This is a genomic window from Ruegeria sp. HKCCD4884, assembly GCF_013110855.1.
Lineage (GTDB): Bacteria > Pseudomonadota > Alphaproteobacteria > Rhodobacterales > Rhodobacteraceae > Ruegeria.
Map to the genome: position 1 here is coordinate 55,863 of NZ_WVRJ01000006.1, position 21,755 is coordinate 77,617.

Consider the following 21,755-nt stretch of genomic DNA (forward strand, 5'->3'; position numbering starts at 1 on the left):
GTTCGTTGATCTTGTCGTCTTAACCTATGATTTTAATAGAATTTGTTTGTTTTCTTTGATGCGCATCTATTTTCAGCAGCAAGGTTTTAAATTGCCATATCGACAAAAACTGGCGCGGCCCACTTTGGCGGCCATCATGGTACCAACACGTGTAGCGAACCCGCTGCTGAAGCACTCACAGATTATTTGGTCGATACCTAGGAGAATTGGATATAGCTTCAAACAGCACGCACCACCCGGGATCGTGCATAACTCGTTTGGTCAGGTGCAAACGTATGAAAACTCTCTCTATCGTCAGATTGAACCGCTACCCAATAAAAGGCTTGAGCGCCGAGTCCATGCAAACTGTAACGCTGCGTGCAGGAGATGGCATTCCAGGTGACCGTCTGTTCGGATTTGCCCGATACAACTCCGGTTTCGACGTTCAGAACCCGCAGCCGCTCCCGAAAGATCGATTTGTCGTCTTGCTGAATGAGGCTGCATTGGCAGGTATTCAGACGAATTTTGATATTGAGACCCAAGATCTTGCGATCAAAGCAAACGGCAAAACACGTAGCTTTAATATGCTAACAGCAGAAGATCGGAGAAATGCGTCAAATTTCCTTTTTTCCGAGATCGGCTTAAGAGATCCCGAACCGCCAAATTTCGTTTCGTCTGCTCCGCATCGGTTTACAGATGTGTCCGTCGTATCACCTAAAATGATGAATGCGATATCCGTTTTAAATCTGGCGTCTGTTGAGAAATTGGGTGAACAACTTAGTGCGGAAATCCACCCAGCACGCTTCCGGGCGAATATTGAGATAGACGGCTTACCCCCGTTTTCTGAGCTGGACGCAGTTGGTTCAGTTCTTAGATTTGGCGATGTCGAGTTAAAGATACTTTCACGTACGAAAAGGTGTGCGGCCACTGAGGTGAACCCGGATACGGCCGAGCGGGACTTGAAGATACCCAATCTAATTCGGAAGTTGATGGGACATACGGACATGGGTGTCTATGTCGAGGTGGCTAAAGGCGGAACGCTGAGCGTCGGCCAAACTGGGGAAATGTTAAGTTAAATGTTACTCACCCCGCCAAAGCGGCAGTCCCGGGCGGTTTGTCCCGCGTTCACTCAAATGATTTGTGTCCACTCTCTCGCCAGTTGTTTTCTTGCTCGCCCCGCGTAGCAAATGTAGCTCCTTCAAAAAACGATGCTCCAGTTGAAGCATGTTATTGACCGAACCTAGAAAATCTACCAACAACGTTGTTTGCGGATTTTTTAACCTCTTCTTGGGCTTGAGAAGAAAGATGAGCCTATGTGCACTGACTAAGCGATGGAAGGTCTTTGTGTCGTCAATGGCAGCTTTGTTGCGACCGAGTAAACTCAGTTGATGCAAAATCAATGACTTAGCCGTCATTGAAAGGCAACTCGACGCTGACCAAAGCGTCCTAACACAATATGCTGCGCTTGCTCCAAGGTCGGCTGTGAGCCCATTTTGACGAATTCTGCGCCTCGTACAAAAGGCCGTAGTCCGTGGAAACCAGAACTTCTACTACAAACGGTAAGAATGAACTTTGATTGTGATTGGCTCTGGGCTTTAAATTAGATCTCGAAATAATTTGTTAAATTTACAGAGCAACCGGAAACTTAAGCGTAATGCTCGCTCCTTTTTCGACTCGGTTGATTAAGACTGTTCCCCCGTGGCGCTGTGCAACTGCAGAGACGATAGACAGCCCTAATCCGCTACCTTCGGAATACTCCAACTGCGAAAACCGACTAAATGCTGCTTCGCTTTGGTCGGGCGAAAGGCCCGCTCCGTCATCGGCCACGGTCAAACTTACGTGTTCGTCGACACAGCGCAGCACAACTGAAATACGGCTCAACTTAGGGCCACCGTGTTTGACTGCGTTGTCCAACAGGTTCTTTATAGCCTCAATTAGGAATACCCGATCACCGGATACCGTGACCGCCGTCTCAGGTATCGTGACATCAAACTCGATACCTTTTGCAAGAATTTGAACGCCCATATCCATGCAGGCCTCTTCGACAACCGAGCGGAAATCAATATCAGCCATTTGATCTTGGTGCGTCGGCTGCCTGAGCCTTTCAAGTGACAACAGCTGTTCGGCCACTGTTGCTGAGTTTTTTGCCGCTACCACAAGCTCTGAGATGCGTTTTTCTCGATCGTCGTCCGTTTTCGCGTTCTGCAGCGCTTCGGCCATCGATTGCACGGCTGCCGCCGGATTTCGCAGCTGATGTGCTGCTTCGGATATAAACACCTGATGGGCATTTATACTTTTTTCAACCTGCCCAAACAGCCGGTTCAAGGTTCTGACAACACCTTGAACTTCGACCGGGACAGGTCGCTTGATTTCACTGAGATCATCCGGTGAACGCAGGTCGATCGCGTCCTGCAAATCCAACAAGGGCCTCAGGCCGCGAGCGACCCCGAACCATACCACAATGGCGAGAGTGGCCAGCAGAATTCCCATCAGAATTCCTGCGCGTAATGACAGTTCATTGGCGAACGCGTTGCGATCCGCCATTCGTTGCCAAACTGTGACCGTAGCATCTCCGATAAGATTTTCTAAAGTCACCCGTTCTGTCATTTTCAGAACGCGCACCGGTTCCTCACGGTAGAGTGCCTCGAAAAAAAACGGCTCGTACGCGTCTTGGACAAACGGGGTCGAGGACGCAGGAGGATACGCATAGCCTGTCACGTAGATGCCACCCGGACCCGTTACATGATAGAATATCTCCCCACCGGACGCATCGCGGATCAAGCTGCGTGTTGTGGGCGACAGAGCGTCACCGCCTGAGATCGCAACATCTCGCGAAATTGCAAGACCAGCAGATAGGAGGCTGTCGTCAAACAACTCCTGGGCTGTTTTCTGCGCGATCATGAAGCGCCAAAGTCCAAGCAGAACCGCAAGTAGCACCAAGGGGGTTAGGATAAGAATAAAAAGCCTTAGCCTGAGTGAGCCGTGATTGATCACTTCTGCACCTCAAGCAGGTATCCCAGGCCACGGGCTGTTTTTATTCTAATACCCAAATTCTGAAGACGTTTTCTCAGCCGCGACACATGAGGCTCGACGGCTGAGGCCTCGACATCGGCCCCTACGCCATAGACATAATCTGTAAGCTGGCCCTTGGGAACAATTCTGCCCCTGCGTTCCAACAAGCATTCAAGTACTGCAATTTCCCGCCGCGGAATATCCAAAACCTCGCCCTGTACACTGACCTGACGCGCAGCGCGGTCGAAATCTAACTTGCCAACGCTCTCTTTTGCTTCGTAGTCGAGATCTTTGCGTCGAGAAAGCGCTCGGATACGTGCTTCCAACTCGTCCATTTCGAATGGCTTAACCAGATAATCATCGGCTCCCATGTCCAACCCCGAAACCCGGTCGCTTGTTTCGGCACGCGCAGTAAGCAGGATCACTGGTACACCGTCGCCACGGTTGCGAAGAGATTTCAGGATCTCCAGCCCTGACTGTCCGGGTAAATTGATATCCAGAACAACCAAATCGGCGCCTTCTTGCGCAAGATACACGTCAGCCTCATCGCCATCCGCAAGCACTTCTGCTGCATGACCACGGTCACGCAGGCGGTAAGCGATGGCATTGGCGAGGGTCTCGTTGTCTTCGACGATGACGATCCGCATCGGGTCTCCTGCAAGTTTCGCGCAAGGTTGGCGCTCCATGATTGCCAGATGGGAGGGGGAATCAACCCCACAGTTCTATTTACGATCACGGTGGCGCAGAGGGCGCCGACGTGGTTGTCTGGTCTATAGGGAGGAACCAATGGCCATTTCCAACTTCACCCGTCGCGCCGTCGTGGGGCTGATCGCCGCCGCCGGAATCGCCGCACCTGCCGCTGCCGAGGTCGATTTCTCGGGCAAGACTGTTGAATGGGTGATCCCGTTCTCGGAAACGGGCGGGTCTGCCAAATGGGCCAACTTCTTTGCGCCGCTTCTTTCCGAAGCATTACCGGGTCAACCGACTGTTGTCGTGAAATTCATGCCGGGCGCTGGTTCGACCAAAGGCGCAAACTGGTTCCAAGAACAAAGTCACGACGATGGCACGCTGCTGTTTGGCACCTCTGGCTCTACCCAGTTCCCATATCTGCTAAGCGATCCACGCGTTCGCTATGAATACAATGACTGGATTCCGGTCATGGCGTCGGGAACAGGTGGTGTTGCCTATCTGAACGCCGAAGACGGAGCAAAGTTCGATGGCTCCGCCAACGCGCTGAAAGACACCAACTTCATCTACGGTTCGCAGGGTGCGACGCGTCTTGACCTTGTACCGCTGTTGGCCTGGCAAATGCTTGGCATGAATGTCGAGCCGGTCTTCGGCATCAAGGGTCGCGGAGACGGTCGTCTAATGTTCGAACGGGGCGAAGCTAATATCGATTATCAAACCTCGTCCGGCTATCTGGGTGGTTCCGCCCCGCTGGTTGAATCCGGTCAGGCTGTGCCGATGATGACATGGGGGGCACTGGACGCCGATGGCAACATCGTTCGTGACCCGACCTTCCCGGACATTCCGACCTTCAAAGAGGTCTGCGAGGCGACTGATGGCTGCGAAACAAGCGGTGAGGCATGGGATGCGTGGAAAGCGTTCTTTGTAGCCGGGTTCCCGGTCCAGAAGCTGGCCTTCCTGCCCGGTGATACACCTCAGGAAGTAGTCGACGCATACACCGCTGCGTTCCAGGCTGTGACCGAGCGCGGCGATTTTGCTGACATTTCCTCGAAGCGCGTGGGTAAGTATCCGGTGTTTGTAGGTGACGGCTCCAAGTCGGCGCTGCAAACCGCGACAAACGTCGACGACAACGCCAAGGCCTATGTCCTGAACTGGCTGAAAGAAGCCTACGGTGTCGAGCTGAACTAAGCCGACCATTCACAGCGCGTGCCTGCAGCAACGGGCGCGCGCTTTTTGAACCCTACCAAAATTGAATGAAAGGCGGCCGCTATGGAGGTTTTCGCCACCGCTCTTCCTGCGCTCAGTGACGCGTGGGGTCTGATCCTGCAACCCATTGTACTGGGATATCTTGTTCTCGGTGTCGTTATGGGTCTGGCTGTAGGTGTGTTCCCAGGGCTTGGCGGCATTGCTGGTTTATCCCTGTTGCTGCCATTCATGTTCGGCATGGACCCAATCCTTGGACTGGCGCTGATGATCGGGATGGTAGCCGTTGTTCCGACCTCTGACACCTTCGCGTCGGTTCTAATGGGCATCCCCGGCAGCTCTGCTTCGCAGGCCACCGTGCTGGACGGCTTCCCAATGGCTAAAAATGGCGAAGCAGCCCGCGCGTTGTCGGCCGCCTTCGCCTCATCGCTGTTTGGTGGGCTTGTCGGCGCAACTTTCCTGACCATGTTCATTCTGGTCGCCCGGCCCATCGTACTGGCATTCGGTTTGCCTGAGATGCTGATGATCACCATCCTGGGCCTGTCGATGGTTGCCATTCTGGCGGGGCGTATCCCATTGAAAGGTGTTGCTGCAGCCGGATTGGGGCTGATGGTCGGCACCATCGGAGAGGCCGACGCGGGCGGCTCTTTGCGTATGGCGACCTATGACATTCCCTATCTAACGGACGGTCTGAAACTGGTCATCGTGGGTTTGGGCATCTTTGCCGTTCCCGAAATCGTTTCACTGCTGCGGCAGGATCAATCTATCGCCAAAGGCGCCTCGCTGGGTGCCGGTTGGTTTGATGGGGTCAAAGACTGGGCTGCAAACATATGGCTTTCGGTTCGCTGTTCGATAATCGGGGTGGTCGTTGGCGTCATTCCCGGCCTCGGTGGCTCGGTCGTAGACTGGATTGCTTATGGCCACTCGGTGCAATCCACGAAAGACAAAAGCAAATTCGGCAAAGGCGAAGTGCGCGGTGTCATCGGGCCTGAAAGCTCGAACAACGCCAAGGAAGGCGGCGGGCTGGTGCCGACGCTGCTGTTCGGCATCCCGGGCTCCGGCTCGATGGCGATCTTCATCGGCGCGGTGGCTCTGTTGGGGTCGGGTGATATCGAAGTCGGTCCGAGCATGCTCAAGGACAATCTCGACATAACTTATTCGATCGTATGGCTGCTGGCATTGGCCAACGTGGTCGGCACCATCTTGTGCATCGCAGCCTCGGGCGGGATCGCTAAACTGACTACGATCCGTTTCACCTATCTGGCCCCGTTCCTGTTCATGTTGATCAGCTTCGCGGCCTTCCAGTCCGGTCAAAACTTCGAAGACCTTCTGGCCCTATTCGTGATTGGCCTGATCGGCATCTTTCTGCGCCGTTTCGACTGGTCGCGCCCGGCCTTTCTGATTGGGTTCGTTCTGTCGAACCCGGTTGAGAAATTCACCAACCAGGCTTTCCAGATCGCCTCATTCAGATTCCGAAAGAGCTTTGCTGAAGGCATGGAGTATGTCTTCAGCCCCATCGTAATTGTTCTAATCATCGTCACTGTGGTGTCCGTCATTCTTGGCATTCGGCAGGCCAAAATGATCATGTCCGAGGGTGAAGTCCAATCTGGTAGCAAGCGCGCGCCGCTGGTCTTCCTGCTGGTGATCATGGCTTATCTGATCGTGGCGTTGATCAATGCCAACATGATCCCTGACTACAATATGACTGATAAGATCATCCCACTGGTGATCGGCGGCGTGTCTTTGTTCTGCTGCGTGATCCTGTTGATCCAGATGATGCGGCGACCCGAGGGGGACGCGATCTTTGCTGACAAGGAGCTTGCTGGCGAGGACGCGAACGCGCCGCATGGACTTTGGTCAACGCTCGCGTGGTTTGCAAGTCTGATCGCGGCCACTTGGGTTGTGGGCTTCATCCTCGCCCTGATCGGGTTCCTGATCGCATTCTTCCGCATTCGCGCCGGGTCCAGCTGGCAGATGACCCTGATCCTGACCGCTTGCGGAGTCGGTTTCATGTGCTTCATGGCCGGGGCGTTGAACAGGGATTTCCCTCCGGGTCTGCTGCAAGACATGGTGACCCTGCCTTGGCCACTCAAGTAGGCGCACCACGATTACCCGGCCTGCCAATCTGGCGGTCCGGGCAGCGCTGAAATCAGAAATTTCAACGGTTCGTAAAGGAGGGTTCGAGATGACCCAGACAGCAATCCCGTATATTTTCATGCGCGGCGGCACTTCTCGCGGGCCTTACTTTCGTCGTTCTGATCTGCCAGAGGATTTAGAGACGTTGGCCGACGTGTTGGCTGCTGCCCTTGGGGCGGGTCAAGCGATTAACATCGATGGAATCGGTGGCGGTACAGCGGTGACGACTAAAGTTGCGATGCTTTCAGTCAGCGAGGATGACTGGGCCGATATCGATTATTTCTTCGCGCAGGTTTCGGTTGAGGAGAAATTGGTCGATTTTAAACCCACCTGTGGAAACATCCTTTCCGGAGTCGCTCCGGCTGCGATCGAGATGGGGTTGTTTAAGCCACAGGGCGATGAGACAGAAATTCGCATTCGCGCTGTAAACACGGGTGCGCGGGTCATCGCCCGAGTGCAGACCCCAGGTGGTGAACTGGCCTATGAGGGCGATGCGGAAATTGCTGGCGTTCCTGGCCAATCTGCGCCTGTGCAACTGAGTTTCATGGGTGTTGTAGGCTCGGCAACAGGCGCATTTCTACCTACTGGAAACCTGCGCGAAACAGTGCAGGGGATCGATTTGACCTGCATGGATGTTGCCATGCCAATGGTCATAGCGCAGGCCACAGAATTTGGCCTGACAGGGTATGAAAGCGCCGAAGAACTGGATGCCAACCGCGATTTCTTTGATCGTATGGAAGCGGTGCGGATCGAAGCCGGAAAGTTGATGGGTATGGGGGATGTATCAAAATCAGTGACCCCAAAATTCGGCCTCTTTGCGCCAGCCAAGGAAGGTGGAACCATTGCGGTTCGGTATTTTATGCCGTGGAAGACCCATCCAACAATGGCGGTCACCGGTGCGCAGTGTATGGCATCCTGCGCTTTGACGCCCGGCACGGTGGCTGACGGGCTATTGGATCGCCCCGATGCAAGCCCGGCGGAAGTTATATTGGAACACGCCTCAGGCAAGATCGACGTTTTGGTGGAATTCTCACATAATGGCGGGTTTAACGTAAACTCTGCCGGTTTGGTGCGGACGGCGCGAAAGCTGGCGGATGGACATGTCTATGTACCAGAATCTGTGTGGAACGGGAGTTGATATGGTAAACTCTGTTTAGTATACTATGGTATACATTATGAGGGTGCCACGATGGACGACTATTCTGAATGTCTTGATATCGCGCGTCAGGAACTCAGGCTGGCGTGGTCGGCTCTGCGGAGGGACATCGCAGACTACCCGACGCCGATTGCCGGATGTGATGAGCAATTCAACTATTTGCTGGATCAACGCGAAAGGGTTCGCAATGCGCTTGAAGCACTGGACACATGTCATTTCGTGCCGACGCCAAGAAAACTGAGCACCGAGCAGGGTATAGAAAGTCGATGAAAGTTCACGTTCTGGATGATTGGTTTGACACGCTGCAGTGCCTGCCCTGTTTTGAAAAGCTTTCTGACCACGACGTGAAGATCTGGACAGATCATGTCGAGGATACCGACGAGTTGGCCGCACGCTTGCAGGAGGCCGAGGCGCTGGTTTTGTTTCGCGAACGCACCAAGATCACCCGCGATCTAGTTGAAAAACTCCCAAACCTGAAATTGATCAGCCAGCGCAGTGTCTACCCGCATGTAGATGTGCAGGCATGCTCGGATAACGGAGTGCTGCTTTGTTCGAACATGCATGGCGGGACGCCCTCCTATGCCGCAGCCGAACTGACATGGGCGCTGATCATGGCCGGGATGCGTGATTTGCCGGCTCAAATGGCTTCGGTCAAAGCGGGGCATTGGCAGGCCGGAGTTGGCAAAACCCTTAGGGGGCGGCAACTGGGGCTGTATGGATATGGCCGTATCGCTCGTGCGGTTGCCGGCTATGCCGAGGCATTCGGAATGAATGTTGTCTGGTGGTCCTCGGATGAAGGCCGGGCGCGCGCGAAGGCAGATGGTGTTCAGGTCGCTGAAAGCCGCGAGGCATTCTTTGCGCTAAGCGATGTAGTCTCGGTTCATGTGCGTCTGAAGTCAGACACTCACGGTATTATCACAGCGTCTGATTTCGCGCAGATGCGATCGGGGGCGCTGTTTGTAAACACATCCCGTGCAGGTCTTATCGTGAAGGATGCATTGCTTGATGCTTTGAATGCCGGGCATCCCGGCAAGGCCGCAATTGATGTCTTTGACACAGAGCCACTTACCGACCCGAATGACCCGTTGCTTTCACATCCAAACCTGATTGCGACGCCGCATATTGGTTTTGTGACCGAGGATGAATTCGACCTGCAATTCTCTGACATTTTCGATCAGGTGAACGCCTATTCTGAAAACGCTCCCGTTCACATGATCAACCCCGAGGTTTGGACTAGCGCAAAATAAGGTTGGCGGCGATGGGCGCAAAGATGATTACCGGCAAAACTCTTGTCAGACTGTAAGTGATCACAAATCTAAGATTCGCCCCTGATACGTTGGTGATAATTCGCCTCAACAAATACCCACTTTGCCTAGCAAGCCGACATCGGTCCAATTGCAGAGAATGCTCGCGAAGTCCGCATTGCAGTCCTTCGCCGAACGGGTTTCGAATGGTACGATACTGCAAACACTTTATGATTAGTCAGATCAAAAGAAACTGCTAGCAGCGCTAAAGCGGTTTTATGCGAAGCGATCTCTGGTTGAGTTATGGCCGTTCTGTGAAACGATTATGAAAGGCTGCCTCGCGGACGAAGCAGACATCCGTTCTCCTGCGGCGACTACTAAATTTCTAGCCGTGAACGAAGTGCACGCTCGCAAAGTGACGGCGCCAGTCCGCCACTTTGGCGGCGATATCGTCGCCCTTAAGACCGCGCGCAATTAGAGAAGCCAGTCTGTCGGCGTGATGCGACGTCATACCCCATCTCACCAACTCGGGTGTACCGATGCGCAGTCCATTCATGTCACCTTCGATTTCCGGCACCGGCAGGCCAATACCGCACGCCAGGAACCCGGCTTTGCGCAGGGTCTTGGATGCAGCCTGTCCACCGCCAAACCTTTCTGCCAGAACGGCGAACTGGTGAGATGCAGTAAAGCCCTCGCGACCTGCAAAAACTGGAACACCTTGCGCATCGAGACTCTCGGCCATTGCGCGGGACATTGCGATCATCTCGGCAGCGTAGTCCCGTCCGTAGTCGCGCCAATCAAGCATTGTCACGGCAAGTGCGGCTGACTTTGCGGCATCGAAATTTGCCGTCATGCCTGGGAATGCAATGGCATCCAGAGCCTTTGCGATCTCCGCATCGTTTGTAACGATCAGACCACCGGCCGGGCCGCCGAGGCTCTTATACGTGCTCATCGTCATGAAATGTGCGCCCTCGACCAACGGGTTGCGCCAGGCTTTTCCTGCGATGATCCCGCATTGGTGCGCGGCGTCAAACATCACTTTGGCACCGACTTCATCTGCAACGGCACGTACTTCTTTGACCGGGTGCTCAAAAAGGTTGAGACTGCCGCCTATCGTGATCAATTTGGGACGCTCCTTGCGCGCAAGCGTGCGGAGTTGGTCGAGATCAACGGTGTAGCCATCGGCATCGGTTGGTGCATCTATGGTTCGCAAACCAAACAACCCGGCGCATCCTGCGATGTGATGCGTTACGTGCCCACCGATCGAGGCCGGTGGTGCGATGATCGTATCGCCAGCTTGGCAAGTGGTCATGAAACCATAGAGGTTCGCAATTGCACCGGAAGGTACGCGGATTTCTGCGAACTTTGCGTCGAAAATTTCCGCGCAAAGCTCCGCAGAGATGACCTCGATCTCTTCGATAGCTTCAAGACCCATCTCGTATTTTTCGCCCGGGTATCCAAGCGACGGGCGGGACCCAATTCCCGAAGACAGCAATGCTTCAGCTCTCGGGTTCATCACGTTGGTCGCAGGATTCAGGTTGAAGCATTCTTGCTCGTGGATTTCCCGGTTTCGGTGGGCTAAATGCTCAATCCGATCCAGCAGCGCCTTGGACGAGGTGCGTGACGTTTCGGTCGCGATCTTCTGGACCAGTGCTTCGCTGTCGGCTGGCACCCAGTTTCTCATTTCTATTGTCATCGCATTTCCCCTCTTGGCTGCACCCAGATTGGACAGATCGGAATGACAAGGCAAACCATTTTTGCTATTTCTGAGCGTAGAAAAACTAAGGCTGAGTTCTATGGCTGTTGCACCACGTCGTCCCAAGGGGCCACACCTTAATGCTCTGCGTGCCTTCGAGGCTGCGGCGAGGCTGGAAAGCTTCGTTTCCGCGGCCGAAGAGTTGGGCGTTACGGCCGGCGCGGTATCACAACATATAAAAGCTTTGGAAGTCTGGGCTGGCACTACCCTGTTTGAAAGAGGTGCCCACGGCGTTTCATTGTCCTCCTCTGGTCGCAAGCTAGCAGCAGAGTTCACACATGCCTTTGATCTTCTCGCGGCGGCGACGCAAAGTCTCCGAAACCTGGCACCCAACCCTGATATCCACATTGCGGCTTTGCCCTCAATCGCGCAGCTATGGTTACCATCGCGATTGGGCAAATTGCGCGAGAGGCGTCCCGACCTGAATATCTCGGTGACAGCATTGGAGAACCCTCCCAGCCTATCGAGAGAATTATATGATCTGTCGGTCTTCTTTTCCGTCCCGGCTGGAACACCGGATCAGATTGTGCTGGCGAAAGACGAAATCCTTCCCGTTTGTTCACCGAAAATGGCAGATGTTCTCGATCTAGAGGCCGTACAGTTGCTGCACGATCAGACTTGGGAAGATGACTGGTCTTTGTGGTCAGAGGCGACGGGTGTTTCAGTTGGTGATCCCCAAAAGGGGCCGCGATATTCGCTCTACGCCCTTGCCGTAGAAGAAGCGAAGTCCGGCGCGGGTGTGCTTATGGGGCACAGTTGTCTGGTTGAGCAGGCGCTTCATTCTGGGCAACTCAAAAAAGTTTCATCGGAGAGTATCGGAACAGGTCGGGTGTTGGCCCTCGAGCTTCCACATAGATCGAGACGCCATCCTGAGATTGATGAAGTCGTTAGTCTACTTCGAGAGGAAGGATGGCACTCAGACGGATGAGGCTTGCTGAGATGACGAGTGTGTCCGCGCTGGGCTTGAACCGCTCCACTGCTACGGTGCGATCTTGGGTCATATCTGGATTGGCGAACGGCAAGTACCGACCGCCAACATGGTTCAAACGTCGATTTGCTCGGCGATGCTCAACGCATCTTCAGGTTCGACACCAAGATATCTGATGGCGCTGTCAACCCTTGTGTGTCCGAGCGGCAGTTGAACAGCCCTGAGATTTACGGTTTTGATTTCGATCTCCGCCGCCTTGGTCCGGCGCGGCGAGTGGGTGCCGTAGCCGCCGGGTTCCCACCCAATCGCAGCGACTCTATCCCGCACAAGTCGGCCATATTGGCGAGTTGAGATATGTGGGCGGTCATGAAACCGCCAGGGAAAAGTGAAACTGCGGCCTATCCTTTCCGGCGACTTGGTCTGTGCGGCATTGGTGTCCCGCGTGTTGGGTGCATTTTGGTTCGAGGTTTCGGAGATAGTCCTTCCCCCAAAAAGAGCCCGGCAATAAGCCGGGCGAGATTGTGTCTGGGATCACCACACAGAAAGATCGTAGTTTAGGTGCAAGCTTAGACTTAGCTTAACGGGATATCTGCGATCAGCGTTTTACGTGTATCTGCCAGCCGGGTCTTCACCAGTTCGCGCACGGCATCGTAGATCGTTGTGCTCAGCGACAGGTTTTGCGCGGCCAGCCAGTAATCGAGCTCATTTTTACCCCAGGCAACAAAGAGAATATTCTGCTTTTGATCCTTGTAAGTGAAGTTGAAGGCCCCAAGCGCAATGTTGATCACATCTCCGGCTGCCTCAGCGGCACCAATCTGGAAATTGCCACCCTTCGTTTGCGAAGTTTCTAGGTCGAACAGTTTAATCTTTCCATCATCATTCGACAAACCGCGCAGGGCCTCGATCGCACTTTTGACAATCTCAAACTGATTTCCCGTTGCGACCTGGGCCAGAGTGGAAAGGATCACTTTGTCAAAGCTGCCACTCCCCTGCATTTTTTGACTGGTGGTAAAGGGTGCTTCTTCGCGGACCCAGCCAAGTAGGCTCAGTATCTCCATATACCGGGCAAACCATGCCTCGCGCTGATTGACCGGATCAAACTGACTGTCCGCAGCACGCTGCGCAAACAGCGTTGACAGCAGTACGTCCTCTTTCTGGCCCGGCGTCAGGTTTTCGACAAAAGAAATGACGCTGGACGCGCTGACAGCGGCCGCAAGGGTTTGCTGCTTTTCTGCAAGCTCAGAACTGGGGTCAAAGGCGTTAGAGGACCGGACAACCGGATCAGCAAATGCCGAGCTTGCGTTTTTGGACCGTCTTCCACGCATCGGGGCTAGTTCAAGGCTGTTCAGCATGGCCAGACGCTCGGTCAGGTTCCGCGGCCCTGCGGGTGCCATCGAGGTTGCGGCGGGCAAGGCGCTGTTGCGGAAGGCGGGCGGCCAGGTGGCATTGGTCCCGCGCGTGTCGACATGGGTAAAGCTGTTATAGCGCCCAATCCCGCCTTTGAACAAATGCTCACGGTCGCGCAACACACGCAGCGCCTGCGCCACATCCGGGGCCGACATGCCCCGAACCTGAAAATCAAGCGCGGTGAACTTCATGTGCTGGCTGCCGCTGGCGCCACCTATGCAGGCGTTATAGGCCGGTCCCCGATAGGCATTGGTTATCACGATGGGTTTGCCCAGACGTTCGCGCAGATGTTCCAGCACCCGGGCCGTTTCCGCGATATTTGTCCACAGCGCACGCGGCGGGTAGGTGTTCTTGCCCTGACAGTTACCGCCGGGTGTGCTGTGGGCGCCGCCCAAAATCAGAAACTCGTCAGTGGAAAAATGCCTGAGGCCAAGGGACCGTATGAAGGCGTCGAAGTCGGCATAGTCAGCCCAGGTCAGCGCCGCTTGCGAATCCCGGAACCCCGCGCCGCGATGTTTGGCGGACAGGATTGCGTCTGCCTGTGCCTGATCAATCTGATCCGCTTCTTCACCGTCGCCTTCGGTTTCATCCTCGACCATGGGGGCTGGTACGGTCGGGGTGTGTATGGCACTTGCGGCCCCTCCGGGACGCAGGGTAAAGGGTCTGTCGCCAGTAAAGTCTGGGTCGGATACCAGCTTTTCAAACAGTTGTGGCGTCTGGCTGGGGCTGTCGATTTCGGCGTCTATTTCGGCCCGGAATGCACGGTAATCCCCCGGGAATCGTCCGTTGTTCCAGACTTTTAACAAGGCACCGGTAAATGCGCCATATTGCGCGCCGTCCATTGCAAACTGCTCGTCCTTGCAGGCACCCAGATTGAGAACTGAGGCCTTGACTGGCGTCGACAGCGGATTTGTCATCACGCTTTCCTTGAGGGCCGAGTAAGATCGCGATGCCTCGCGATAGACAGCCTCATTCGCGCGCCAGACCCGGTCTTCGACGTTGAGAGGCATAGCGCGTACCCCAAGCGGTGCATCGATCTGACGTCCGAACAACATGGAGGGACCCGCCGGGCCGAACCTGACCATCGATCCCGAATGGCAGGTATCGGGCACCATCAGAACCCGCACGCCCACCCGGAATTCCGACCACAGCATGTAAAGCTCGTCATCGGCCAATTGGAAATCGTACAGGCACAGAGTTTCATCCATCTTGATGTCGCCATCATGATCTTCGTCTTGATTGAAATCGGGCAGGCGACCGCCGTGGCCCGAAACCGTCATCAGGAACATGTCGCCGCCTTTCAGGTCACGCGCCGCGCGGCGGATCTGTTCGATCACGTTTTCCCGCGTCGCATCCGAGGTCAGCAGGCGGGTCGGGGTAAAGCCTTCGGCGGTTGCAAGCGTCTCCATCGCTTGCGCATCGGCTTCGCAGGCGGTCAATCGGCCGTCCCACCCGTCATAGTGATCGGGATCGACCGTATTCAGCCCGACATGCAGCGACATACCGTTTGGCTGGCCTCCGGCAATGACCGGCGGAGCGGCCATTGCCCGTGACAGTTCCGACGCCCTGCCAAACGGGCCGCTGATGACCATTGACGGGCCGCTGCGGGAATTGGCAAGAACCTCGATCTCGCGGCGGAATTTCTTTGCCAAATCGCCATAGCCTTCGTCGGTCGGATGCAGGCCGTCATGCCAGCGGTGATCGCCCACTACGCCCCTGCAATCCAGATAGGTGACATGCGGCATCGCGTTTGCAAGCCGCCGCAGGCGGCGGTTGAAATTGTCCATCATCCGCGCCGCTATGGCTTTTTGCAAAGACCTGCTGCGGATGCCCCGGCTTTCCATCGGTTTGCCCAGCCAGCGGTCCTTGTTCGGCACCGGATAGTCGTAGCCGTGGCACAGTATCGAGACATGGGGGAATTTGGTCTGCACCTCACGGAACATGCGGCCGTAATGGTGCAGGGCATCGTCCAACAGGCGGTGGAAGGAAGGCAGCAGATAGTCTTCTGGCTGTAGTGCTGGATCGAACTCTTCCAGATGAGAGGCAAGCGCGCCACCGGCAACCAGATCGTTGCCACCGCCGGACAATAGCAGGATTTCCGCCCCTGTTGCCCGAAGGGCCGAGACATATTCACGTTTGTCCGCCATTCGCTTGAGCAAGTCGCCTGCTGCGCCCAGCGAAAACACGGCGTAGTCGTCCATAAGGTGATCAATCGTATCTTTCAGTAAAAGCGGGTACTGAAACCAGCTATCTCCTTCTGAAACGATGATCGGTCCGTCATACCCCTTTGACAGCGCCTTGCGGAACCGGGATTGCCGACGAAGGCGGGCGAACCAGTTGGCAGAATTCATCAAGGCCGCCGTGCGTTGGTCCGCATCGGCACCGCGCGGGGTCTGAACGGTGGACGGGTTGATCTTGAGCTGCGGCGCAAAAGCGCCCGAGGCATCCTGATCCACGGTGAAATACTGGGCCAGTTCGCTTTCTTCAATCGACGGGTCGGCCATTTTCGCCATAAGTTGTTCAACGGATATTTTTGCCATTCTCAGCGTCCTCCATGCTGATGCACCGGGTTACTTGCGTCGGTCCCGGATGGTTCTAAAAATGCTTTCAGTAATTGTGGGGTCCCGCATCAGGTCCGATTGCGTAACCGGATCACCGGATTCCGATTGCTTCGATATGCGGTTGAGTTGGAAAATTGCCGATTGGGCCGGAAAATCCCGATTGCCCGCAATGTCGGCCGCACCCAGAAAATCGCGATGCTGACCCCGCTGAACAGTACCGGTTTCCGACAGGACGTAGTTGGGATCTTCGAAGGCGTGCGCCACCAGATGCAGCAGCGGCTTGCTGTAACGGCCAAAGTGCAGGGTTTTCTCAAGGCTCGGGGCGGGCACGTAAATCCGACCCCGGATGCCTGACAGTTGCTTGTCCGACAAATCGACTCGCGGTGTGACGGTTGGGGTTTGCGACCGGCTGGGTGATCGGTCCTTCCCGGTTTGCTCGCCATTCATCGCCTCAAGGCAAGGTGTCAGGTACCGGCTGGCGCGCCGAAGGCCGATGACCGGGTGAACCAGATGCAACGTATCGAACAGGGTCGTGGCATCGTGGTTTGAAAGAAGCTGCCGTTTGGCCGGTCTTTTCTTGTCCTCGGCAATCAACAATAGCATCTCGTGCACGACCAACGCGCCAGCGCCTTCACAGACCAAATGAATTTCGCACTGCGTTTGGTCCTTCAATGCAATCAGATCGCGCAGAAAGCAGGTTACATAGCCCGGCCAGTCATCGTCGGTTTGCGGTGGCTCGGTCGGGTGTTCGGTTGGGCCGCGCAGGGTTTTCTTTGCGCTGGTTTCGATTTCGCGCCAAAAAGCCCGGCCAATGCCGCGCACGCGCTCTTCGATCAGCGCATCCAGATGCTGGGCGCGCTCCCCGGCCTGCTGCGCGCAATCGTCAAAGAGAACGTCAAAAACCTCTAGCGAGGTTTCCGCGAAGCTATTGCACCAGAAAACGGAATAAGGATACAGCTCAAGGTCCTTGATTGCGCGTTTGCGCGACACAGCGGCATCAAAGGCGGGTTTTATCCCCTCCAGACTGCCGGGTATCCAGACCAGCACACCCTTGTAGGGCTGTTCCGACTTCGCAAGCTTTTTTCGTTTGGATTTCAGCGTGTCTTTCAGATAGGCGCAGGTTTTCGCCCAGCCAGAAGGAAACGAGGGATAGGATCCTGTCGATACATGCAGACCATCGTCCAGATGCATGAAATGGCCGACCAGTTCGAAGCAGGGTGTCGAACCGGATTGAATGGGTTGGTACAGCCGGTTTAACCCTTGTTCGCCGATAGAGACGTCAAAGGCCTTTGGTGCAGGCACACCAAGCCGCAGAACCCAAGCGTCAATGATGTTTTTTGCCCAATCGGCATAAGACCAAAGTGCGATGCCCGCTTGTCCACGGTACCCGCCCCAGTCCGAACCCCAGGAATTCAAAACATGAAACCCGTTGCTGTCATATCCTGTCAGAACCACCGCATGATATCCAATCAGGCCTTCTTTGGGGGGCCAAGGGATGATGCCTCCGTTGGCTGCTGTCACATTCAGCCACCCGTCATGGATTTGGGTCGAGACCAATACAGCCTCGGCCTGGTTGAGCGCCGAATGATAGTGGTTGAGCGAAGATGCGAGGCGAAAATAGGCTCCTAACCCGATTTCACGCGCCTTTTTCGCCTGGGCGACAGACGGGTAGTAGGTTTGATTGTCTTTGCTTTGCGGGAAATAGCTTGTGCTTTGCCACCTGCTTTCTTCAGTGGCTTTAGTGTCCATGGGCCAGTCCAGACAGGCACCGTGATGGTAAAACCCCTTTATGGCAGAACGGAGCGAGCGTATGCCCGCGACTTCCTGCTGCTCGTTGTTGTCCGGGTAACGGTCATGGAAATAGGCCATCCTGTACAGCATGTCCGCGCTGGCGATATCCGTGCGAAGTGTATCCCTTTTCTGCTCCAACTTGGCCTGTCCGTCAGGGCGGCGCAGCAATTGCAAACAGCGTTGAATGTCGATCAGAGCGGCCAGCGAATATCCGACGCAACGCTGTGTGTGCTTTTGATTGCGGACGCCAAAGATCGGCTGCCTCAAATCCGTGCCGGGGATGGGATCCGTTAGTTTGTGGTCAAGTGACACACTGTCCAAAAGGATGGACAGGCCAGGCACAAACGGTTGATCCCTCAAATCGACCCAGTCCTTGCGGACACCGCGCGCTGTAATAAACTTTTTGTCTATACCACCAGACACAACTCTTTCTCCGGTCATCAGAATGCAGAACGAGGACCGTGGCGGTCCGGGAATATTCATTGTCCCTACGAGGCAGCAGGGTTTTTATTCAAAACAGCCTGATAGATAGCGATAAATTTGCCGTTCTATTCCTCGGGATTCACGTCGCCGGTTGGTATGCTGTTAATTCTGAACAATGTTTCAAGGTATTGAGATTGCCGTCTTTCCCCGAACCGCCCGTTGAACATCTGGGCAATCGTGCCGTCGGTGAACATGGAATATAGCGCCAGCGTGAAATCCTCGGGGAAGCCGCTGTTTTCGTTGGAAAGAACTAAGGCATAGGGTTCATAAGTTCCCTGGGAGGATCGCGTTTCATCTGCGGGGCAGTCATTGTCCGAGTTGTTGGCGCGATAGGCGTCGACCGACGCTCGAACCAGATCGACATCTCCGAAATAACGGTAAATCTTGCCGTTGCAGAACGCCTCGGTGGCCGAGGTATGGGATTCAAAAGCCTGTGTGCAAATGCCGATGGACGAAGGCGCCAATTCGGCGGCCTTGACAACTGACGGTCCGATGGTCGACCCGTCGAGGTATCCCCAAATCTCGAACTCAGGCTGTACCGGGTCCGGCTCCGGCCAAATTTGCGGAGGCCAAACTTTTCGCTTCTGATCTTCAGTAGAGTCTGGCAGCTCCAGATCAGTTGCCATGGCATTCAGGATAGCATCGCAGGCGGTTTTCCAGTCTATGCTTGGCTTTCTGCCAAACAACGACTTATCGGGTCTGCGAAGCCATTCCAAGCCGGTGGGGTTTTCACGCTTGTCACAAAAGACAGGGTCCAACCCCGGAAACTGAACGCATCGACGTTCCAGTTCTTTCGCAAGCTTTTCTCGAAAGACCCTTCTGGGATACCCCAGCTGAAAATACGACCCGTTTGCCAGATAAAGGATGGGTGAAAAAACAAACCGGTGCAAGCCTTCACCTGTTTGTTCGTCATCTATTTCCGTGAAAGTCTGCATCCGTTTCAGGTTTACGGTGGTCGGATCGCATAACAGATCCACTGTCCCAATCTCGGCGGTGCATGAATCGTAATTCTCGTTCTCATTTGTGCAGTAACTGCCATTGGACAAAAGGTCCGACCGCTGCCCGGCCGAGATTGGCACCGTGTCGAACGGGCGATCTGAACGCACGAGCGCCTCAACACAGATGTCCCAGAAAAGCCCGCGGTACTTTTGGCTCTTTTTGTCTTTCCAGATAAAGGGCGGTACATCGGTGCGCGCACCCATGATGATGCTTCGATCCTCGTTTACAATGGTCTCAGGCTGGGTATCTTGTCCGACTGCAAGCGCAGGCAAACAGATCAGGCTCAGCAGGGTGATCCGGGCAGTGGCTTTCATTTCTCAGCCCTCGCAACGTCAGAAGATATGCCGTCTGCGGTTTCTTTCGGGGCACGATAGAATGCACGACGGGTAAGAACCTCGGACAGGCAGAACATCACCAAAGCGGCCAGAACAACGGTATAAAGCGTCGCCCAGATCATCAGCCCAGCGTCAATATGGTCGAACGGTCGCGGATAATCCTGAGACGCAGCCAGAAACGACAGATAGCGCATGACAGGCGTTATGATCAGCATCATGATCACACCAATTGCGACCCAGGCTAGACTGTTCAGAAACGACAGTTCACGCCAGGTTTTGGCATTCGATTTCAGCTGGTCGCTAGAAGGAAGCCCCTTGCGCTGTCTCTGCTCGTACCGCCCGGCATCCGTCCACAATCGTTGCCTGGCATCCAAAAGCACGATCACAAGCACCGCCAGACAGGCAGCCCGGAAGGAAATCGGGCCCATGTATTCAAACCGCCAGCGGATCGAGGTCATGAACTCTTCGAATGTCATGCGCCAGGCTTCTGCTTCGGTGGTTCGGGTTTCTGTGAGCCATATCTGCACGGCGATGTTCAATGCCGTAGAAACCAGGAAAGAAATCAAAAATAGGCTCAAGGCCTGCGGCAGCCATCGCGTCCAGTGGTTGGGATAGCGCATGTTTTCCCACTTTCGCTGGCCGTCCTCAGCGACCGAGGTCATGCGGACCCAGCGAATGGTGATCGCAACGATTGTAGCGATGCAGTAGGTGTTGAATGCATTGATTGAATACAGCCTGATTCTCCAGTAGGTATCGCTGCTGAGCAAGCCCCAAGTCAGGTTGAATTCCGCCCGTCCCGGCCACAGTGCGGCCCATGCGACCGTCCAGATCAGCACAATTGTCAGCGTCCAGAACAGCGCCAGATTGTTACCACGACGCTGCATCAGTGGTTCGGTCTTGTTTTTGTAAAGGACGTCTACGAATTGCCTCAGTCTGGCCCTTGCGCGGCGCTGGCTTTCGGTCGGGGCAGGGCGCTGATCATAGGGTTGAATGACGTCCTGTTCGTCGTAAAGGGCGATCAGCACGCAGAAATCGCTGGCCAACTCATCAGCGGCGGTGGCCACGGCATCCCATCCTTCATGTGAAATATCGGGACTGTTCGCAGCACTGAACAACTCGTTCTTTCGGCGGCGCAGTTCATTTTCGATTTCTTCGAAGCGGTTTTTGTCACCAGCCCCGGTAATCCGCAGCTTTTCATCCAAAAACCAGGCTGACGCCACAAGGATGACTTCGATATTCAGAATGAAATCATCCAGATTGCCCAGAAAGGGCTTGGCCTTATTGTGCAGATCCATAACCCTTTTGCGTTCGGGTTCTGAAATCAGATATTCGCTGGAGTTGTCCTCTTCACCGTCCGTGAAAAACCGCAAAACCTTGGCGTTTGACCGCAATGCGTCTGAGGTATCGATGACCCAGGTCGGAATTCCTGCAACGCGATGCGCAAACATGCGCAACCATTCATCCACGCGAACCAGCGCCTTAATTGATGGTGCCAGCCCAACCATGACCAGGGCCAGCCCCATGGATACTTCGGGTGCGATATTAATGCCTGAACTAGTGTCCACAGGATCGGAGCTCACAGCGGGTTTAAGACTTTCTATCCAGAATTCGACGGCTGATGTTCCCATCGGCGCAAAACCCGTCGTCGGTTCGGCTGGGGTGTCTGACGCAGGCGACGTGCTTGTGGACGCCTCGGTTGGCAATGTGCTGGCCCCGATCTCGGGCAATAGGTTTTGACCGCCGATCAGAGGCAACAGGACCTCGGCATAGGCACACAGGATCAGATACAGGATGATCAGAGAAAGCGTGTAGATGAAATAGGCATATGTAACCTGCCGACGCGCGCGCAGTTTATCCGGCGTCAGGAACGAGACCAGCCGATCTAAGCGCTTGCCGGTCTCGTACGAAATCCGGTTAAAACGTTCATGGGAAAACGCGATAATTATGCCGACGCCAAAAATCAGCGCGACAATGTCGTGCATACCGTCCGTAGACATGATGTTACATCGCTATCTTATCGGCACGATTCGCGTGAAGGATCGCACCCCACCTGAGAATGCACCGCAGATGGGGATGCC

General features: G+C 54.9%; 14 protein-coding genes and 1 pseudogene. 7 read left to right on the top strand and 8 right to left on the bottom strand.

From position 1 onward, the window contains the following. Positions 1-275 precede the first annotated feature (275 nt). Positions 276-1,055, top strand: coding sequence for an MOSC domain-containing protein (locus GS636_RS10550; RefSeq protein ID WP_171669431.1), 780 nt, complete (start codon positions 276-278; stop codon positions 1,053-1,055). Positions 1,056-1,605: 550 nt separating this feature from the next. Here GS636_RS10550 and GS636_RS10555 read toward each other — a convergent pair. Together GS636_RS10555 and GS636_RS10560 are read right to left on the bottom strand one after the other, a co-directional pair. Further along, a complete protein-coding gene (locus GS636_RS10555) occupies positions 1,606-2,973 on the bottom strand; it encodes a sensor histidine kinase (RefSeq protein WP_371808721.1) in 1,368 nt (455 codons plus the stop codon). Next, positions 2,970-3,638, bottom strand: coding sequence for a response regulator transcription factor (locus GS636_RS10560; protein WP_171669432.1), 669 nt, complete (start codon positions 3,636-3,638; stop codon positions 2,970-2,972). The genes GS636_RS10555 and GS636_RS10560 overlap by 4 nt, the downstream gene beginning before the upstream one ends. A 139-nt stretch (positions 3,639-3,777) precedes the next feature. Here GS636_RS10560 and GS636_RS10565 point away from each other — a divergent pair, with 139 nt between their 5' ends. The 5 genes from GS636_RS10565 to GS636_RS10585 all read left to right on the top strand — a co-directional run bounded on the left by GS636_RS10565 (position 3,778) and on the right by GS636_RS10585 (position 9,420). Further along, positions 3,778-4,866 (top strand): tricarboxylate transporter, encoded by a 1,089-nt coding sequence (locus tag GS636_RS10565; RefSeq protein ID WP_171096714.1) that lies wholly within the window; start codon positions 3,778-3,780, stop codon positions 4,864-4,866. Positions 4,867-4,947: 81 nt separating this feature from the next. Beyond that, positions 4,948-6,978 carry a tripartite tricarboxylate transporter permease gene (locus GS636_RS10570; RefSeq protein WP_171669433.1) on the top strand — a complete coding sequence of 677 codons (2,031 nt, stop codon included), beginning with the start codon at positions 4,948-4,950 and terminating at the stop codon, positions 6,976-6,978. Between the two features lie 88 nt (positions 6,979-7,066). After that, entirely contained in the window at positions 7,067-8,155 is a 1,089-nt protein-coding gene (locus tag GS636_RS10575; protein ID WP_171186535.1) for a 4-oxalomesaconate tautomerase, read from the top strand. Positions 8,156-8,206: 51 nt separating this feature from the next. Next, the gene (locus GS636_RS10580; RefSeq protein WP_171186533.1) at positions 8,207-8,443 is read left to right on the top strand and encodes a hypothetical protein; all 237 of its coding nucleotides are present in this window, start codon (positions 8,207-8,209) and stop codon (positions 8,441-8,443) included. Continuing rightward, entirely contained in the window at positions 8,440-9,420 is a 981-nt protein-coding gene (locus tag GS636_RS10585; protein WP_171669434.1) for a D-2-hydroxyacid dehydrogenase family protein, read from the top strand. The genes GS636_RS10580 and GS636_RS10585 overlap by 4 nt, the downstream gene beginning before the upstream one ends. Positions 9,421-9,802: 382 nt before the next feature. On the opposite strand, the gene glyA is transcribed toward GS636_RS10585, so the two are convergent. Next, positions 9,803-11,113 (bottom strand): serine hydroxymethyltransferase, encoded by a 1,311-nt coding sequence (gene glyA / locus GS636_RS10590; RefSeq protein WP_171669435.1) that lies wholly within the window; start codon positions 11,111-11,113, stop codon positions 9,803-9,805. Between the two features lie 61 nt (positions 11,114-11,174). On the opposite strand from glyA, the gene GS636_RS10595 reads away from it, so the two are divergent. Beyond that, a complete protein-coding gene (locus GS636_RS10595; protein ID WP_253762734.1) occupies positions 11,175-12,101 on the top strand; it encodes a LysR family transcriptional regulator in 927 nt (308 codons plus the stop codon). Between the two features lie 114 nt (positions 12,102-12,215). Here GS636_RS10595 and GS636_RS22685 read toward each other — a convergent pair. The 5 genes and pseudogenes from GS636_RS22685 to GS636_RS10615 all read right to left on the bottom strand — a co-directional run. Further along, positions 12,216-12,548, bottom strand: a pseudogene (locus tag GS636_RS22685) (integrase); the annotation flags it as partial. A 125-nt stretch (positions 12,549-12,673) separates the two neighbouring features. Further along, positions 12,674-16,048 carry a D-Ala-D-Ala carboxypeptidase family metallohydrolase gene (locus tag GS636_RS10600; protein ID WP_171669436.1) on the bottom strand — a complete coding sequence of 1,125 codons (3,375 nt, stop codon included), beginning with the start codon at positions 16,046-16,048 and terminating at the stop codon, positions 12,674-12,676. A gap of 30 nt (positions 16,049-16,078) precedes the next feature. Continuing rightward, entirely contained in the window at positions 16,079-18,283 is a 2,205-nt protein-coding gene (locus tag GS636_RS10605) for a C1 family peptidase (protein ID WP_171669437.1), read from the bottom strand. Positions 18,284-18,408: 125 nt separating this feature from the next. Then, positions 18,409-19,656, bottom strand: coding sequence for a hypothetical protein (locus GS636_RS10610; RefSeq protein WP_171186522.1), 1,248 nt, complete (start codon positions 19,654-19,656; stop codon positions 18,409-18,411). After that, positions 19,653-21,674: a hypothetical protein gene (locus GS636_RS10615; RefSeq protein WP_171669438.1), complete on the bottom strand. Its 2,022-nt coding sequence runs from the start codon at positions 21,672-21,674 to the stop codon at positions 19,653-19,655. The genes GS636_RS10610 and GS636_RS10615 overlap by 4 nt, the downstream gene beginning before the upstream one ends. Positions 21,675-21,755: the final 81 nt, after the last annotated feature.

What these genes read in the sequence shown, in the direction of transcription:
- GS636_RS10550 (WP_171669431.1), top strand. Translation starts at nt 276, where the DNA reads ATGAAAACTCTCTCTATCGTCAGATTGAACCGCTACCCAATAAAAGGC.
- GS636_RS10560 (WP_171669432.1), bottom strand. Translation starts at nt 3,638, where the DNA reads ATGCGGATCGTCATCGTCGAAGACAACGAGACCCTCGCCAATGCCATC.
- GS636_RS10565 (WP_171096714.1), top strand. Translation starts at nt 3,778, where the DNA reads ATGGCCATTTCCAACTTCACCCGTCGCGCCGTCGTGGGGCTGATCGCC.
- GS636_RS10570 (WP_171669433.1), top strand. Translation starts at nt 4,948, where the DNA reads ATGGAGGTTTTCGCCACCGCTCTTCCTGCGCTCAGTGACGCGTGGGGT.
- GS636_RS10575 (WP_171186535.1), top strand. Translation starts at nt 7,067, where the DNA reads ATGACCCAGACAGCAATCCCGTATATTTTCATGCGCGGCGGCACTTCT.
- GS636_RS10580 (WP_171186533.1), top strand. Translation starts at nt 8,207, where the DNA reads ATGGACGACTATTCTGAATGTCTTGATATCGCGCGTCAGGAACTCAGG.
- GS636_RS10585 (WP_171669434.1), top strand. Translation starts at nt 8,440, where the DNA reads ATGAAAGTTCACGTTCTGGATGATTGGTTTGACACGCTGCAGTGCCTG.
- glyA (WP_171669435.1), bottom strand. Translation starts at nt 11,113, where the DNA reads ATGACAATAGAAATGAGAAACTGGGTGCCAGCCGACAGCGAAGCACTG.
- GS636_RS10600 (WP_171669436.1), bottom strand. Translation starts at nt 16,048, where the DNA reads ATGGCAAAAATATCCGTTGAACAACTTATGGCGAAAATGGCCGACCCG.
- GS636_RS10610 (WP_171186522.1), bottom strand. Translation starts at nt 19,656, where the DNA reads ATGAAAGCCACTGCCCGGATCACCCTGCTGAGCCTGATCTGTTTGCCT.
- GS636_RS10615 (WP_171669438.1), bottom strand. Translation starts at nt 21,674, where the DNA reads ATGTCTACGGACGGTATGCACGACATTGTCGCGCTGATTTTTGGCGTC.